The sequence below is a fragment of the Kitasatospora phosalacinea genome (genome assembly GCF_000716545.1).
Lineage (GTDB): Bacteria > Actinomycetota > Actinomycetes > Streptomycetales > Streptomycetaceae > Kitasatospora > Kitasatospora phosalacinea.
Genome location: NZ_JNWZ01000060.1, coordinates 28,403 through 43,492, shown reverse-complemented (window position 1 = coordinate 43,492; position 15,090 = coordinate 28,403). Strand labels below are relative to the sequence as shown.

General features: G+C 73.0%; 15 protein-coding genes. 8 read left to right on the top strand and 7 right to left on the bottom strand.

Translation table 11 applies throughout. The annotated features are described in order from the left end of the window. Both OO48_RS26095 and OO48_RS36675 read right to left on the bottom strand, forming a co-directional pair. On the bottom strand, positions 1-1,038 hold a 1,038-nt coding region (locus OO48_RS26095; protein WP_033220492.1), incomplete at its 3' end, for a non-reducing end alpha-L-arabinofuranosidase family hydrolase. Between the two features lie 192 nt (positions 1,039-1,230). After that, positions 1,231-1,431 carry an RICIN domain-containing protein gene (locus OO48_RS36675; RefSeq protein WP_245194808.1) on the bottom strand — a complete coding sequence of 67 codons (201 nt, stop codon included), beginning with the start codon at positions 1,429-1,431 and terminating at the stop codon, positions 1,231-1,233. Positions 1,432-2,355: 924 nt separating this feature from the next. Here OO48_RS36675 and OO48_RS26090 point away from each other — a divergent pair. Continuing rightward, the gene (locus OO48_RS26090) at positions 2,356-2,778 is read left to right on the top strand and encodes a hypothetical protein (protein WP_033220491.1); all 423 of its coding nucleotides are present in this window, start codon (positions 2,356-2,358) and stop codon (positions 2,776-2,778) included. Between the two features lie 25 nt (positions 2,779-2,803). Here OO48_RS26090 and OO48_RS26085 read toward each other — a convergent pair whose 3' ends face one another. From OO48_RS26085 to OO48_RS26075, 3 genes are all read right to left on the bottom strand, one after another. Then, on the bottom strand, positions 2,804-3,352 hold the full coding sequence (locus OO48_RS26085) for a hypothetical protein (protein ID WP_051732816.1): 549 nt from the start codon (positions 3,350-3,352) through the stop codon (positions 2,804-2,806). A gap of 223 nt (positions 3,353-3,575) precedes the next feature. Beyond that, positions 3,576-4,367, bottom strand: coding sequence for a maleylpyruvate isomerase family mycothiol-dependent enzyme (locus OO48_RS26080; protein WP_033220489.1), 792 nt, complete (start codon positions 4,365-4,367; stop codon positions 3,576-3,578). Positions 4,368-4,438: 71 nt separating this feature from the next. Next, positions 4,439-6,436 (bottom strand): aldehyde dehydrogenase family protein, encoded by a 1,998-nt coding sequence (locus OO48_RS26075; RefSeq protein WP_081952384.1) that lies wholly within the window; start codon positions 6,434-6,436, stop codon positions 4,439-4,441. A 112-nt stretch (positions 6,437-6,548) separates the two neighbouring features. Between OO48_RS26075 and OO48_RS26070 the strand changes: the two genes are divergently transcribed. Both OO48_RS26070 and OO48_RS26065 read left to right on the top strand, forming a co-directional pair. After that, on the top strand, positions 6,549-6,986 hold the full coding sequence (locus OO48_RS26070) for a MarR family winged helix-turn-helix transcriptional regulator (protein ID WP_033220488.1): 438 nt from the start codon (positions 6,549-6,551) through the stop codon (positions 6,984-6,986). Between the two features lie 193 nt (positions 6,987-7,179). Next, positions 7,180-7,980: a FadR/GntR family transcriptional regulator gene (locus OO48_RS26065; RefSeq protein ID WP_245194807.1), complete on the top strand. Its 801-nt coding sequence runs from the start codon at positions 7,180-7,182 to the stop codon at positions 7,978-7,980. Here the strand turns inward: OO48_RS26065 and OO48_RS34570 are convergent. Together OO48_RS34570 and OO48_RS41260 are read right to left on the bottom strand one after the other, a co-directional pair. Then, positions 7,977-8,375 (bottom strand): FCD domain-containing protein, encoded by a 399-nt coding sequence (locus OO48_RS34570; protein ID WP_051732813.1) that lies wholly within the window; start codon positions 8,373-8,375, stop codon positions 7,977-7,979. The two genes, OO48_RS26065 and OO48_RS34570, sit on opposite strands and share 4 nt — an antisense overlap. Beyond that, positions 8,372-8,524 (bottom strand): hypothetical protein, encoded by a 153-nt coding sequence (locus OO48_RS41260; RefSeq protein WP_167346479.1) that lies wholly within the window; start codon positions 8,522-8,524, stop codon positions 8,372-8,374. Before OO48_RS41260 ends, OO48_RS34570 begins: the two co-directional genes overlap by 4 nt. Before the next feature lie 284 nt (positions 8,525-8,808). Between OO48_RS41260 and OO48_RS26055 the strand changes: the two genes are divergently transcribed. The 5 genes from OO48_RS26055 to OO48_RS26035 all read left to right on the top strand — a co-directional run bounded on the left by OO48_RS26055 (position 8,809) and on the right by OO48_RS26035 (position 15,086). Continuing rightward, positions 8,809-10,170 carry an ABC transporter substrate-binding protein gene (locus OO48_RS26055; RefSeq protein ID WP_033220487.1) on the top strand — a complete coding sequence of 454 codons (1,362 nt, stop codon included), beginning with the start codon at positions 8,809-8,811 and terminating at the stop codon, positions 10,168-10,170. After that, positions 10,167-11,081 (top strand): carbohydrate ABC transporter permease, encoded by a 915-nt coding sequence (locus OO48_RS26050; RefSeq protein WP_033220483.1) that lies wholly within the window; start codon positions 10,167-10,169, stop codon positions 11,079-11,081. The genes OO48_RS26055 and OO48_RS26050 overlap by 4 nt, the downstream gene beginning before the upstream one ends. Further along, the gene (locus OO48_RS26045; protein WP_081952382.1) at positions 11,071-11,979 is read left to right on the top strand and encodes a carbohydrate ABC transporter permease; all 909 of its coding nucleotides are present in this window, start codon (positions 11,071-11,073) and stop codon (positions 11,977-11,979) included. The genes OO48_RS26050 and OO48_RS26045 overlap by 11 nt, the downstream gene beginning before the upstream one ends. 36 nt (positions 11,980-12,015) lie before the next feature. After that, the gene (locus tag OO48_RS26040) at positions 12,016-14,001 is read left to right on the top strand and encodes a DUF8034 domain-containing protein (RefSeq protein ID WP_033220481.1); all 1,986 of its coding nucleotides are present in this window, start codon (positions 12,016-12,018) and stop codon (positions 13,999-14,001) included. Between the two features lie 143 nt (positions 14,002-14,144). Beyond that, positions 14,145-15,086, top strand: a complete 942-nt coding sequence (locus OO48_RS26035; RefSeq protein WP_051732811.1) for an amidohydrolase family protein — start codon at positions 14,145-14,147, stop codon at positions 15,084-15,086. Positions 15,087-15,090 lie beyond the last annotated feature (4 nt).

Sequence of the window (15,090 nt, the reverse complement as noted above, 5' to 3'; positions counted from 1 at the left end):
GAAGTTGCCGGGGAAGTTGCCGATCGGCATGCTCGCCCGGTAGATGCTGCCGTTGTCACCGGCGAAGAACAGGTACATGTTCTGGTCGTCGGCGATCAGCGTCTGGTCGATCGGGGCGGCGCCGCCCGAGAGGCTGCCGGTGAACAGCGGCTGCGGCGCGGACCAGCCGTTGGGGTTGGTCGGGTCGCTGGAGGTGCGGTAGATGAACGGCCACGCGCCCCACTGGTAGGCCAGCACCCAGATGTTCTTCGGCGCGAAGTAGAACAGGGTGGGCGCGACGGTGGACTGGCTCATCCCGATCTGTCCGGTCGACGCCATGTCCGACCAGTTGGTGAACGGGCTGAACATCATCGACCCGTACGAGGAGCCGTTCACGTTCGAGGCGTACACCAGGTGCTTGCCGTTGTAGACGACGTCGGTGAAGTCCTTCACCGCGGCCCAGCCGTTCGCCGGCTGCGCCAGCGCGCCGGTCGAGGACCAGCGGTAGGTGGAGGGGAGGGGGCAGGTGCCGCCGGTCGGCGGGGGCGTGGTGGGCGTGCCCGACAGACCGGTCCACTTCTGGTTGCTGCCGCCGTTGCACGTCCAGATCTCCACGGCCGTGCCGTTGGCCGTGCCGTTGCCCGTGACGTCCAGGCACAGCCCGGACTCCACGCCGACGATCGTCCCGTCGGAGTTCACCCGCCACTGCTGGTTCGCGGCGCCGCTGCAGGCCCAGATCTGCACCTTGGTCCCGGCCGTGGTGGCGTGGTTCGGAACGTCCAGGCACTTGTTGCCGTACACGGTCAGCTGGTTGCTGGACGTGGACGTCCAGAGCTGGTTGGCCCCGCCCGAGCAGTCGTAGATCTGCACGGACGCGCCGTCCGCCTGGCTGGCGTTCGACACGTCGAGACACCGCCCGGAACCCACCCCGCGCAAGGCGGCACTGGTGGCCGCCTGCGCCGGGTTGGCGACGAGCAGCGCCGCCAACGCCGCCACGACCGCGACCACGGCGGTGAGCACCGCATGCAGCTGCCTGCGGCTGGAACTGCGTCTGCGCATGGATATCTCCTTACTGTGAACGGATGGAGCTGTCGCACGGCGTTGTTCTGGCTCACCTGTGCGTGCCGCCGTGAGTGCGCGCACAAGCGCCGACGGTCGGCCGGAGCGGGGCGCCTCCCCTCCGGGGTGGTGTGGCCTCGGGAGTCCCGCTGCCGTCCGTGCCGACCGGCGCCGCGGTTGCTGCGCCTCAGCTCACTTGAAGGTCCAGGGCTGGTTGGCACCGCCGTCGGAGTCCCGGCTCCGGACGGGAGCGCCGTTGGCGGTCCGACCGCCGGGGATCTCCAGCGCCCGGCCGCCGGCGACGTTCGTCAGGGCGTAGGAGCCGTCGTCGTTCCGGGCCGCCCGCCAGGGGGAGACCGGCCTGGGGGTGACACGTTCTGTTAGCGCTAACAATTCACCGCGAAAACGTTCTCTTCCGGGGACGTGCAGAGTGAAATCTCCAGCAGGCGTTGTGAGTTGTCAATACTCTGCGCGGCATCCGGCGGTCGGATCCGGCATCCCGCCCCCACCCGTCCGTCCGCCGGTGAATCCCGCGGCGCCGGAGCTCGCGGTGGCGGCGAACAATCGGCCCGGTCAGGCGGCACCCGCGAGGCGCGGGCCTCCGGAAACCCTCCGGAACCTCCCTTCCGGCCGCGGAACCGCAGGTGACGGGACGTCCGCGGCGCATCGGCCGGGTGGGGGCGACCTGGAGTTCGGGCGGGCGACGGGCGGGGACGGCCCCGCCGTGCTGCCCGGCTCGGGGCTCGGTGCGGGGGCGTCCGGTGAGGATGGTTGCGAACTCGAGGAGCGCGCCGGGGAGTCGGTGCACGCGCTCTCTCGTCGGCGGTCGAGGCGCCGCAGGCGCCACTCCCGCCGTCCTGACGCCACGCAGTTCGTGCTTTCCTCCGAACGCCGCGACAGCGCGGACGTGAAGCTTTCACAACGCCGCGCGAAACGGCCGCGACTCGGCCGTGCCCCGCGCGGAGGTCCGGGACGCCTTCGGGGGCGCCGGTCCTGGCGCTGCTTCCCCCGGGCTTGCGCCGCCCGGTCTCCCGGCGTCCGACCCCGAGGGGGAACTTCACCCGGCGCGCTCGACCGGCTGGCAGCGCTCGCCGCGCCCGCCGACCTCTACGGGAAGACCTGCGCCGCGCTGCCGTGGGCACGAGGTGATCGTGCGGCGGTTCGCGGGCGCGACGCGTGGTGACCGGACGACGCCCGGCGGCCGGTGCGGGCGGGAGGGGGCTCACAGCTGGGAAGATCGCTTCTCCGGCACCATCCGCACCAGAGCGGTCGGCGAGAAGCCGTCCGACTCGTCCGGCCCGTCACCGAGGAGCAACCGTGACCGAGCAGCCCGGCCCGCAGCAGCGCATCGCCGACGCCATCCGACCAGCGATGCTCAACGGCCTGCAGGACGCCGAACTGATCGGCGCGCCGGGCACCCGGCGCATCAACGAATGGGTCGACTGGATCGCGGCGGTCGTCGCCGGCCAGGTCGTCCAGCCGATCGTCGCCGAACGCGACGCCTTCGCGGACCGGGTGGACACCCTCACGCACCTCGCCAGGCGCAACAAGGAGGGATACCAGGACGCGGCCCGCGACGTGCGGGTGCTGGAGGCCCGTGTCGCGGAGCTGGAAGCAGAGGTGGCGCGGTTGCGTGCGCCCGCCGACGAGCTCGCCGACCCAGGGGCGGCAGCTGCGGCGCCCGCGCCGTCTGCCGCCCGTGCGGCCGAGACCGGTCCGGGCCGGAACGCGGCGGACTGACGGTCCGCCGGATGCCCCGAGGGCGTCAATCGTCCGGCGCCGAGCGCACCGTGAGGGCGGCAGCGCGGCGCCTCACGTGGTCGTGGGTGATCCGGACGATCTCGTGCCAGAAGGGCGCGGCGGTGAGGTAGACGCCGAGGGCGGCCATGATCCCCAGGGCCACGTCCACGCTGATCCGGCCCTCCTCGGTCCAGTACACGTCCTGCAGGTCCAGCAGCAGGGCGAACTCGTCCGCGATCAGTGCTGTGCCCGCTCCGTAGCCCGCGGCGACCAGCGGATGCCGGACGGCCTGCTCGTCGCCGCGAACGGCGACCAGGCCGACGCCGGCCAGGGTGGCGATGCCGATGTTGTAGTGGTGCAGGTGGTGCCCGCCCGCCGACACGTTGCCCCAGGGCAGCCAGCCGCCCCGGATGCCGTGGGTGATCAGCCGGACGGCGCCGAAGGTGGTACCGAAGGCGGTCCAGGTCACCAGGAGGGACCGCTTGGTCGGCGTCAGGTGGGTATCGGCGGCCTGGCTCCAGCGGTGTGCCAGACCTCTGGTCGGGGAGCCGCGCTGCTCTGCACGGGCGCTCATGAACCGGTCCCCTCTCGTCGTCGCGGCCGACGCTCGGTCCGATGCGTTCCCGCCCCGCCCCGTGCGGTCGCCTCCCCCGCGATCCGCCACCCGGACGGCCCAAGACCGCTGCCGCGGGTACGGGGGACCGGCCGGGCTCCGGTGCCCCGGTCACCAGTGGTTCGAGCGTTTCGGTCCGGTCTCCGGTCCGCGCCCCCGGTCGTGGTCGGGTGCTCGACCGCGCTCAGAACCCGGAGTCGGAGAACCAGCGCGTCAGCAGCTCCTGGTCGCCGGTGTGCTCGATGGCGTCCGCGTCGAGGCGCAGGCGGCCGTAGACGAGCAGCAGCAGATCGCCCGCGGCTGCCCGGACGGTCGCATCGGCGGGGCCCGTCCCCTCACCGGCCGGATCGACTCCGAAGCCGTCGGGCCGCAGCCGGACCAGCCAGTCGCCGTCCCCGTCGACGGACCGGAACCGGATGGTCTCGTCGGCGCCGCGGAGGTTGGCCACCTCGGGGGCGAACAGGGCGGCGTGCGGCAGGTCCACCAGGAACTCGTCCACGCCGTCGACGGCGAGCGCACGGTCGACCTCGGGCCGGATCCCCAGCGCCAGCTCCGCGTCGACCCGGTGCAGCAGCGTCTCGAAGAGCATCCGGCGCGCCCAGAACCGGGCGTGCGGATCGGCGCCCCACGCCCACATCGGCGTGTCCGGGTCGGTCGCCGCGAAGGCGCTCGCCGCCTCGGTCGCGCTGTCGGCCAGCCAGTCGGCCCAGCCGTCCGCCGCGGACGGCAGGCGCAGGTCGACGTCGCGGCCGCGCGGCGGCTCCTGGACGCGCCCGCGCAGCAGGACGGAGAACCAGCGCTGCACGCTGCCGGCGTGGCGGACCAGATCGGCCAGCGTCCAGCCCGGGCAGCTGGGCACCGGGGTCGTCGGGTCGGCGCCCTCGACCACCGCGACGAACCGGGCGGTCTCGGTCGCGACGGCGGCGCGGTGGTCGACCGGGGACGGCCGGCAGCCGGGGCGGTCGGGGGTGCTCATCGTGCGGTTCCTCTCGGTGGGTCGACGGCTCTGACGGCTCTGACGGGATCCCGGGAGGCCGGTCGGGTCGCTCAGCCGAGCGGCTTGTCGAGGACGGCCTTGGTGTGGCTGAAGGTGTCGATGGAGTACTCGCCGTGGTACCGGCCGGTGCCGCTCTCGCCGACGCCGCCGAACGGCAGCTCGGGTACTGCCAGGTGCGACACGGGCAGGCCGAAGACGAGCGCGCCGGAGGAGGTCTCCTCGGCCAGCCGCTGCTTGGTGCGGTCGGACTCGGTGAACGCGTACAGCGCGAGCGGCTTGTCGCGCTCGTTGACGAAGGCGATCGCCGCGTCGAGGTCGGGCACGGTGACGATCGGCAGGATCGGTCCGAAGATCTCCTCCCGCATCACCGGAGCCTCGGGCGTGACGTCGGCGAGCACGGTGGGTGCGAGATGGCGGGCGGCGCGGTCGTGGTCGCCGCCGGTGACGACCCGTCCCTCGGCGAGCAGAGCGGTGAGCCGGTCGAAGTGGCGCTCGTTGACGATCCGTCCGTACTCGGGGTTCCCGGCCGGGTCGTCGCCGTAGGCCGCGCGGACGGCGGCGGCGAGCTCGGTCTCGAGCGCGGCCGCGGTGTCGCCGACGGCCAGGACGTAGTCGGGCGCGACGCAGGTCTGGCCCGCGTTGAGGAACTTGCCCCGGGCGATCCGCTGCGCGGTGACGGCCAGGTCGACACCGGGCTCGACCACGACGGGGCTCTTGCCGCCGAGTTCCAGGGTGACGGGGGTGAGGTGCCTGGCCGCCGCCGCCATGACGACCCGTCCGACCGTGCCGTTGCCGGTGTAGAAGATGTGGTCGAAGCGCTGCTCCAGCAACGCCGTGGTCTCCGGGACGGCGCCCTCGACGACGGCGACGGCCCGGGGGTCGAGGTAGCGCGGCAGCAGCCGGGCGAGGGCCGCCGAGGTCGCCGGGGCGAGCTCGCTGGGCTTGACCACCGCGGTGTTGCCGGCCGCCAGGGCGCCCACCAGCGGGGCGAGGGCCAGCTGCAGCGGATAGTTCCACGGCGCGATGACCAGGACCACGCCGAGCGGCTCGCGGACCACCCGGGCCTCGGCCGGGAGGAAGGCGGCGGGCACGGCGGCCGGCTTCGGGCGCAGCCACTCCTCCAGGTGCTCCACCGTGTGGTCGAGCTCGTTGACGGTGAAGGCCACCTCGGTGCGGTACGCCTCGGTGGCGCTCTTGCCCAGGTCCGCGTGGAGAGCGGCCAGGAACGCCTCGGACTGCTCGGTGAGCAGCGATCGCAGGGCGCGCAGCTGGGCGAGGCGCCAGGTGAGCGGCTTGGTGCGGCCGGACCGGAACGTGTCGCGCAGCCGCTTCACGACGGTGCCGGCGTCGGCGGCGAGGGCTTCGACCAGCTGGTGGGCGAGCGCCGCGGAGGAGGCCGGGTTCTGCCCGGTGTACAGGTTGCGGTCGATGACGGTGTGCGGGGCGAAGGGGGTGGCCTCGGCGAAGTCGGCGCCCAGCTCGACCAGACGGTCCTGGAGCAGCCACTCGGCGCGGGCGGCCAGGCCGGCCGCGGTCTCCTCGGCGTTGGTGAACGCCGTCATCCGGTAGCCGGCGAAGGGCCAGCTGCCGTCGTCGCGGCGCGCGGCGAGCAGCGCGGCCGGTGCGTGGCAGACCACGCCGAGCGGTCGGCCCGAGTCGAGGGCGCGGGTGAGGATCCGGCCGGACGCCTCGTTGACCGCGAGATCCTCCATGGGGCCGTGGCCGCCGGGGTAGAAGACCAGGTCGTAGGCGTCCGGGTCGACGTCCTCCAGCCTGGTGGGGCGGGTGAGCGAGGCGCGGACGGAGTCGAGGTAAGCGGCTATCGAGTCGGCCCGCTCCTGGCCGCCGTTGGCCGCAGCGGTCAGGCTGCCCGGGTCGACGGTGGCCGGGACGCCGCCGGGCGTGGCGATGGTGATCTCGTAGCCGGCCTCGCGGAAGACGCGGTGCGGCTCGGCGAGTTCCTCGGCCCAGTAGCCGGTCGGACGGGCGGTGCCGTCGGCGAGGGTCCAGTGCGTGGCGCCGGTGACGACGAAGAGGGCTGCGGTCATGATGGTGCTCCCGGAGGGGTTGAGGGCCTCGATAGTTGATGACCTCAAGTAATTCCTCGACGGTAGGCCGCGATGCTTGAGGATGTCAACTAATCCCGCCTACACTCGCTCCATGACCGGCACCACCCCGCCCGCCGCGCCCACGTCCGTCGAGCTGATGGACCAGCTGGCCCAGGCCGCGGCCGCGTACTACCGGAGCTTCGCCACCGTGGCGGCGGCGCGCGGCCTCACCCTGATGCAGGGCAAGATGCTGAGCCTGCTCCGGCGCCCCGTGCCCATGCGGACCCTCGCCGAGCTGCTCGCCTGTGACGCGTCCAACGTCACCGGGATCGTCGACCGGCTGGAGGGGCACGGCCTGGTCCGCCGCGAGGCCGACCCGGCCGACCGGCGGATCAAGAGAGTGACCCTGACCGAGGAGGGCGAGCGGACCGTCCGGGAGATCCGCGCCGAGCTGCTGACCACCCTCGGCGGGCTGGACGACCTCGGCGACCGGGACCGGCGCACCCTCCAGCGCGTGCTGGGCCGGCTCTTTCCCGCCGGCACCGACTGAACCGGCCGAGCCCCCCGCCACGCCGAGTCCGGGCCGCGCGGTGGAGGCGATCCCGCCGCAGCGCGTGGCGGCGGCCCTGGAGGAGTGACGCTCCGCCGGAGCATGTGCACGCCCATGAGGGGGCTCCTTGCCGCGCGTCCCCGATCCGGGGAAAATGAGTCGGACCCATTCACGGACCGAGGAGAGGCGACACGTGACCGACGCACCAGGAGCAGCGGCCGACGTCGCGGAGACTGCGCCGTACCGCCCCGGGTACGAGGTGGCGGCCGAGCAGTTGCTCGAACTCATCGCCTCCCTCGGCCTGCGCCCCGGCGACCGCCTGCCCACGGAGGTGGAGCTCGCCGGACGGCTCGGGACGAGCCGGACGGTGGTGCGCGAGGGCGTCAAGATCCTCTCCGCGCTGGGCCGGGTGCGCGCCCAGAAGGGCCGCGGGCTGTACGTCGCCGACGACCCGGGGATGCTGGCGGCGGGCCGGCTCGGCGGGTTCTTCCTGCCGACCAACCTCGACCACCTGTTCATGCTCTTCGAGTTCCGCAGGATCCAGGAGGTGGAGGCGAGCCGACTGGCCTCCGCCCGGGCGAACCCCGTGGAACTGCGGGCCATCGAGGAGGCCGCCGCCACCTGTCGCCGGGCCTTCGAGTCGGGCGACGTCGAGCTGTTCATGAGGGCGGACGACGCGTTCCACCTCGGCATCGCCACCGCGGCCCACAACGCCTTCCTGCTCACCGCCGTCCAGGAGGCCCGGCGCCTGCAGAGCCAGTCGGGCGTGATGGCGCTGCGAGGCACGCTCGGCGGCCACGCGGCGGCCGCGATCGAGGAGCACGAGGCGATCCACCGCGCCGTCCGGGACGGCCGCCCGGAGGACGCCGCGCGCGCGGCCGCCGTGCACATCGACAACACCCTGGAGGACTACCGCCGGCAGATCCAGGAGCGCGTCTTCGGCGGCCCGCCGGCCGGTGCGCCCGACCCCGCGGGACGGCCGGACAGCGCCTAGCCCAACAGCCGCCGCCGGATCTCCCGCCGGTAGGTCTCCAGCGTCCGGTCGAGGTGCGTCCCGGTGGCCTCGGCCGCCCGGTCGGGCCGGCCCTGCTCGACGGCCCGGTGGATCGCCTCGTGCTCCTCGATCGCGGCCGCGGCGTCCTCGCCGAACTCGTCGTGGATGCCGATGGCGCTGGACCGCCGCTGCAGTCGGCGGGCGCCGCGCACGGCGCTGTCCAGGAAGGCGTTGTGCGAGGCGACGGCCACGGCGGTGTGGAAGTCGTCGTCGCCCCGGGCGGACGGCTCGACCTGGCGCTGGGCGAAGCCGTGCCGGCACTGCCGGTGGGCGGCCTCGACGGCGCGCAGCTCCGCGGGCGTGGCGCGGTCGGCCGCCAGGCTGCCAGCGGTCACCTCTCGTTCTCGGTGGGCAGCCGGTCGCCCGCCACCAGCCGTGCGCGGGCGATGAGTTCGAGGATCTGCTCGGCCACCACCCCGTACCCGGGCCGGTGGTCGCGCCGGGCCTCGTCCGGACCGCCCGGAACCGCGGGCGTGTCGTTCATCCGTCCTGCTCCGGTGCCGACGCGACGAGGGCGACTGCTCGCCGTGGAACGGCGTTCATCGTGGTCCGGCGTCGGTTGAGTCGTACTCATCCGTGGAAATCTCGGGGAAATAGGCGAACAACCCCTTGACGCCCCCCTCGACAGGGCGGCTAATTTCGTCCGCAGCGACAACGGCCCGGCCGTCCTCGCCACTCGACGCCCGACCGGGACGGTCCGGCGTCGCCCCGTCCAGGCGCCACCCCTCCCGAGCAGCTCGGGGGCCCGCCAACCCAGTGGAGTCGTTCATGATGCTCACCAAGCCTTCGGCCGGAACCGGAGCGCGCGCCAGGAGAGGCGCGGCGCTGCTGGTCGGCTGTACGACGGCGTTAGCGCTGGCCCTGACCGCCTGCAGCAGCGGCGGCGCCGGGGCGAGGACCAGCAAGGACGGGTTCGCCCAAGTCGCCCAGGCCGACGGCGCGTTGACCGTCTGGGTGGACGCCACCCGGATGGCCGCCGCCAAGCAGTACCAGCAGCTGCACCCGGAGGTGAAGCTGGACATCGTCTCCTACGACGGCGACGCCAACGGGTCGAACTACCTCCAGACCAAGGTCCAGCTGTTCAACCGCACCGGCAAGGGCTGGCCCGACGTGGTCTTCAGCTCCCAGAACAACGAGGTGACCTGGGCGGTCGACGCGGGCTTCGCGGCTCCGCTCGACAAGGGCCTGCTCCCCGCGGCGACGCTCGGCGGGTTCGCCAAGGGCGCCAACGACGTCTGCACCGTCAACGGCACGCTGTACTGCCTGCGCAACGACCTCTCCCAGGTGGTGCTCTGGTACAACGCCCCGCTGATGAAGCAGTTCGGCTACGAGACGCCCGCCACCTGGGAGGACTACGCCGAGCTGGGCAGGAGGGTCGCCGCCGAGCACCCCGGCTACCTGGTGGGCGACGCCGGAGACGCCTTCACCCCCGAGATCTACCTGTGGGCCGGCAAGTGCGGCGCCAACCAGATCACCGGTGCCAAGGCGGTCACGGTGAACACCGGCAGCGAGGCGTGCACGAGGATGGCCGGGCTCATGGACGGCCTGATCGCCAACAAGTCGATGTCCACCACCGGCGTGTTCAGCACGGACTTCGCGAAGAACGAGGCCGACAAGGTCCTGCTCATGCCCGGCCCGGCGTGGTACGGCGGCGCGGTGTTCAAGGACACCCTGAAGACCCCGGCCCAGCAGATCGCGGTGGCGCCGATACCGCAGTGGAAGGGCGACGGCTCGCCCGCCACCGGCAACGTCGGCGGCGGCACCTGGCTGGTGTCGCAGCACTCCGCCCACCTCGAGGCGGCCACCGACTTCCTGACCTGGGTCACCACCGACAACGCCTACCAGGGGGCGACGGCGCCCGGTTTCCCCGCCTACGCGCCCGCCGCCGACAACTGGCTGAAGGCACAGGCAGCCGCCGGCTACTTCGTCGGCGACCTCGCCCCGCTCAAGGACGCCGCCCCGCAGGTCTGGCCGGGCTGGGGCTCGGGTCAGTTCAGCCAGGAGGCGATCTGGGCCGCCACGGTCAAGCCCGGCATGACGCAGGGCCGGAGCATCGTCTCCCTGCTGCCGGCCTGGCACGACTCCATCGTCAAGTACGCCAAGTCCAGCGGATACCAGGTCTCCCAGTGACCACCGCCCCCACCGCGGCGGGCTCGACCGGCCGGCGCCCCCGCGGCGCGGCCCGGCGGAGCCGGGCCGGCACGGCGTTCGTGGCCGGCTACCTGGTCCTGCTGATCGCCTTCGGCGTCCTGCCCACCGGCTACGCGGTCTACTTCGCCTTCACCTCCGCCGGGGGCACGTTCACCGGATTCGACAACTTCGTCACCGCGGCCCGCGACTTCCGGTTCCTCGACTCGGTGGGACACGTCGCGGTGTACCTGGTCTGCTGGCTCGTCTCGCTGGTGGTGTTCGTGGTGGGGCTGGCCCTGCTGCTGCACCGCCTGGCCGCCGACGGGACCGGGAAGGCGCTGCGGTTCCTCTACTACGTCCCCGGGGCGCTGGCCGGTGCGGCCGGCGTGCTGGTGTGGCTGTTCATGCTCGATCCGACGGTCAGCCCGGTCCGTCCGCTGCTCGCGGCGCTCGGGTTCGACACCTTCGGCGAGGTCGTCGCGCCCGGCAACCTCCCGGTGCTGTTCACGGTCATCGCGTTCTGGACCGGTGCGGGCGGCTGGATCGTCGTCATGTACGGCGCGCTCAACAACATCCCCCGGGACGTCATGGAGGCCGCGCGGATCGACGGCGCCGGTGCCTGGCAGACCGCCCGGAGGGTGCAGATCCCGATGCTGCGCAAGTGGATCGTCTACATGGTGATCCTGGCCTTCGCGGGCGGCGCCCAGCTCTTCGTCGAGCCGCAGCTGCTCTCCCTCGCCAGCGTCGGCGTCGCCGGTCGGGACTACTCGCTCTCCCAGCTGACCTACGACTTCGCGTTCCAGCTGAACGACGTCAACAGCGCCGCCGCGATCTCGGTGGAACTCCTGGTCGTCAGCGTGTCGGCCGCCGCCCTGTTCGTCGCACGGTCGGGATTCTTCGATGCGGACTGAGACCCCCGCCCCGCGCCGCCTGCCGTCCGGCGCCCCGCGCCGCCTGCCGCCCAGGCTGCTGGCCGGATCCGTGCTGGCCGCCTTCGCGGTGTTCTTCGTGCTGCCGGTGCTCTGGCTCGTCCTGGCGACGACCAAGACCGACCGGCAACTGGTCCACGGCAGCCCGCTCTCCTTCGGCTCCTGGGGTGCGCTCAGGGCCAACTGGGACGCGCTCACCGCCTTCCAGGACGACGCCGTCCTGCAGTGGCTGGGCAACTCCGCGCTGTACGCCGGAATCTCACTGGTCGTCACGCTCTGCGTGTCCGTGCCGGCGGGGTACGCCCTGGCGATGACCGAGTTCCGCGGCCGGCGCGCCCTGCTGGTCTCGACCCTGGTCGTGATGCTGATGCCGAACGCCACGCTGGTGGTCCCGCTGTTCCTGGAGCTCAACGCGGTGAACCTGATCGGCACGGTGTGGTCGGTCGTCCTGCCGTACTCGTTCTACCCGTTCGGCGTGTACCTGACCTACATCTACTTCACCACCGCCGTCCCGAAGGACCTGCTGGCGGCCGCGCGGATCGACGGCTGCTCGGAGTTCGACGTCTTCCGCCGGGTGGCCCTCCCGCTGGCGACGCCCGTCATCGCGCTCGTCGGGTTCTTCAGCTTCGCCGCGAACTGGACCAACTACTTCCTGCCGTACGTGATGCTCCCGGAGAACGACCAGATGCCGGTCCAGGTCGGCGTCACCAGCCTGCTCAGCAACGTGCCGTCGTTCAACCCCACGGTCGGCTCGCTCGCGGTCGAGCGCCCCCAACTGGCGCTGGCCACCCTGATCGCCGTCGCCCCCGTGCTGATCGTCTTCCTCTTCGCCCAGCGCTTCCTGGTCAGCGGGATGCTCGCCGGCGCCACCAAGGAATGACGCCCGTGCCACCTCCCCCGAACGGAGACCCCCGCCATGGTCCACAGCGCCGCCGATCCCGCCCCTGATCCCGACCCCGGCCACGGGCCGGAGCTCCGGGCCACCGTCCCGCTGCTCGACACACCCGGCTGGGCCGTCGCCCAGCGTGCGCTGTTCTCCCTGCTCGACCACGCCTGGCGGCGCTTCGCCAGCGACTTCACCGGGGCGGACGGCCGGCTGAACTACGCCGGCCGGCTGACCACCCGCGACGGCGTCGACGACTTCTACGAGGCGTTCTTCAACTGGCCCCAGCTGTACCTGCTCGGCGGCGCCGACGACCTGCTGCCGGCCAGCGAGCGGCACTGGGCGGGCGTGACCGCCCAGCTGACCGAACTCGGCATGCTGAAGGACGAGTTCGAGCGCGGCTACGACTGGTTCCACCAGGGCGAGAGCCTGCTGCTGCTCTACTTCCTGTGCATGGCGGCCCCCGACCGCTGGGCCGAACGCGCCCTGCGCTTCGCCGACCTCTACGTCGACCCGGCCCGCGGCAACTACGACCCCGAGCACCGCATCGTCACCCGCCCGCACAACGGCAGCGACCCCGACCGCGAGGGCCTGTCCGACGGCGAGACCTACCCGTGGCTGCAGAAGGAGGCCGACACCTACGGCTACCCGCTCGACTGGATACCCGAGGCGGCCGGCGGTCCGTTCCCGCTCACCGCGGACCCCCGCCTCGGCCGGCCGATGCGGGACCGCATCGGCGTCGGCGACACCGCCGTCAACCTCGCCGCCGCCGGACTGGTGTTCAACGCCTGGATCCTGTCCGGCGAGGAGCGCTACCGCGACTGGATCGTCGAGTACGTGGGCGCCTGGCGCGAGCGCACCCGTGCGCAGGGCGGACTCCTCCCGGACAACGTCAGCCCGGACGGGGTCGTCGGCGGCCTGCTGGAGGGCCGCTGGTACGGCGGCCACTACGGCTGGTCCTGGCCGCACGGCTGGCACAGCGTCGGCCCCGCGGCCACCGTGGCCGCACTCGCCGCGGCGACGGTCACCGGCGACGACGACTACCTCTCGATGGTCTCGGCCACCCTCGACACGATGATCGGGCACGGCAAGGTGATGCCGTTCAGCGCGGCGGACTCCAGCCTGCCCTCCAAGTGGACGGTCGAACTCGGACCGGACGTCGACACGCCCACCCTGCACGTCCCGTTCCGGCACGACGACTCCGGCTGGTTCGACCACAACCCGGTGACCCCGCCGGTGCCGGTGGCGCTGTGGCACCACACCGCGTCCCCCGCCGACCGCGCCCGGCTGGAGCGGCTGCGCGCGGCCGAGGGCATCGACTGGCGCGTCCTGCGGCCGTTCCGCGCCAAGGAGGAGTCCGCCCACGAGAGGGCCTGGTTCGCCTTCCTGGCCGGCGACGACCCCGACTACCCCGAGCGGATCCTCGCCACCGCCCAGGCCCAGATCCGCCACCGCCTGCGCCGCATCGACCGCTACCGCGACCTGGACGTGTCCGAGGCCGACATCCACGTCTGGCAGCAGTGCAACCCGGTCGTCACCGAAGCCCTCGTCCAGCTGACCTGGGGCGGCCCGCAGGTGCTCTACAACGGCGGCCTCCAACAGGCCCGACTGCGCTACCACGATGGCGAGGCCCGCCGGGCCGGCCTGCCGCCGGAGGTCGCCGCCCTGGTCACCTCCATCGACCCCCGGGCGACCACCGTCGAGCTGGTGAACCTCTCGCCCGGGACGGACCGCACGGTCGTCGTCCAGGCGGGCGCCTTCGCCGAGCACACCATCGCCTCCGTCCGCTACACCACCTGCACGGACGACGGCTGGATCGGCGACATGTACGACTACGGCCACGCCGAGCCGGTGGTCACCGAGGAGGAGTCGGCCTGCGCAGCCGGCTTCCTGACGGTCCGGCTGCCGGCGTCCACCCGGATCCGGCTGACGCTGCGGCTGCGGCTGCGCTCCCGCACCCCCACCTACCGCACGCCGTTCGACGCGCCCGGGGCGGGCACGGAGGGGGAGGCCGCATGAGAAGCGCCTGGCCCGGACCACCAGGCTCCGGCCCGACCGGGGCGACTCCCGCCGGAGGACGGAGATCCCGGAGGTCCGGCACCTGAGCGCACCCGCCGACGACTCCGCCCGCTGACCGACCCGCCGCAGACTGGGATGCCCCCGTGACCACCGCCGCCCCCGTGCTCATCGACGCCCACCACCACCTGTGGGACCTCGCCCGCCGCCCCCAACCCTGGCTCGACGACCCGGCCGCGGCACCGATCCGCCGCACCTTCACCCCCGACGACCTGCGCGCCACCGCCACCCGCGCCGTCGCGGGCCGCCGGCTGCACAGCACCGTCGTGGTGCAGTGCGTGGCGGACGTGCCCGAGACCGCGGACCTGCTCGCGCTCGCGGAACAGGAGCCGCTGGTCGCCGCGGTCGTCGGCTGGGCGGACCTGACCTCCCCGGACGTCGGTGACGTGCTCGACCGGCTGCTCGCCGGACCGGGCGGCGGGTACCTGCGGTCGCTGCGCCACCTCGTCCAGGGCGAGCCCGACCCGCACTGGCTGCAACGCCCGGACGTCGAACGCGGGCTCGCGGCCGTCCGCGACCGCGGGCTCGGCTACGACGTGCTCGTCCGCAGCCACCAGCTCGACCAGGCGATCCGGCTCGCCGAACGCCTCCCCGACCTGCCCCAGGTGCTCGACCACGCCGGAAAGCCGTCCATCGCCCGGCGTGAACTGGCGGACTGGGAAGCCCGGACGCGCCGACTGGCCGGGCACCCCCAGGTGGTCTGCAAGGTGTCCGGACTGATCACCGAGGCCGACCACCACACCTGGACCACCGCCGACCTGCGGCCCGTCTGGGACGTCCTGCTCTCCGCCTTCGGCCCCGACCGGCTGATGTTCGGCTCGGACTGGCCGGTCGCCGACCTCGCCGGCGGCTGGAACCGCTGGGCCGCCACCGTGGACGAGCTGCTCAGCGGCTGCGCCGAGCACGAGGTCCAAGCCCTGCTGTCCGGCACCGCCGCCGCCTTCTACCGCCTTCCCGACCCAGGTACCGCCCCTGCTCCTGTCCCTGCCCCTGCCCCTGTTCCTGTTCCTGCTCCGAAGGGATCCTGACGTC

What these genes read in the sequence shown, in the direction of transcription:
- OO48_RS26085 (WP_051732816.1), bottom strand. Translation starts at nt 3,352, where the DNA reads ATGAGCGCCCGTGCAGAGCAGCGCGGCTCCCCGACCAGAGGTCTGGCA.
- OO48_RS26080 (WP_033220489.1), bottom strand. Translation starts at nt 4,367, where the DNA reads ATGAGCACCCCCGACCGCCCCGGCTGCCGGCCGTCCCCGGTCGACCAC.
- OO48_RS26075 (WP_081952384.1), bottom strand. Translation starts at nt 6,436, where the DNA reads ATGACCGCAGCCCTCTTCGTCGTCACCGGCGCCACGCACTGGACCCTC.
- OO48_RS26070 (WP_033220488.1), top strand. Translation starts at nt 6,549, where the DNA reads ATGACCGGCACCACCCCGCCCGCCGCGCCCACGTCCGTCGAGCTGATG.
- OO48_RS41260 (WP_167346479.1), bottom strand. Translation starts at nt 8,524, where the DNA reads ATGAACGACACGCCCGCGGTTCCGGGCGGTCCGGACGAGGCCCGGCGC.
- OO48_RS26055 (WP_033220487.1), top strand. Translation starts at nt 8,809, where the DNA reads ATGATGCTCACCAAGCCTTCGGCCGGAACCGGAGCGCGCGCCAGGAGA.
- OO48_RS26045 (WP_081952382.1), top strand. Translation starts at nt 11,071, where the DNA reads ATGCGGACTGAGACCCCCGCCCCGCGCCGCCTGCCGTCCGGCGCCCCG.
- OO48_RS26040 (WP_033220481.1), top strand. Translation starts at nt 12,016, where the DNA reads ATGGTCCACAGCGCCGCCGATCCCGCCCCTGATCCCGACCCCGGCCAC.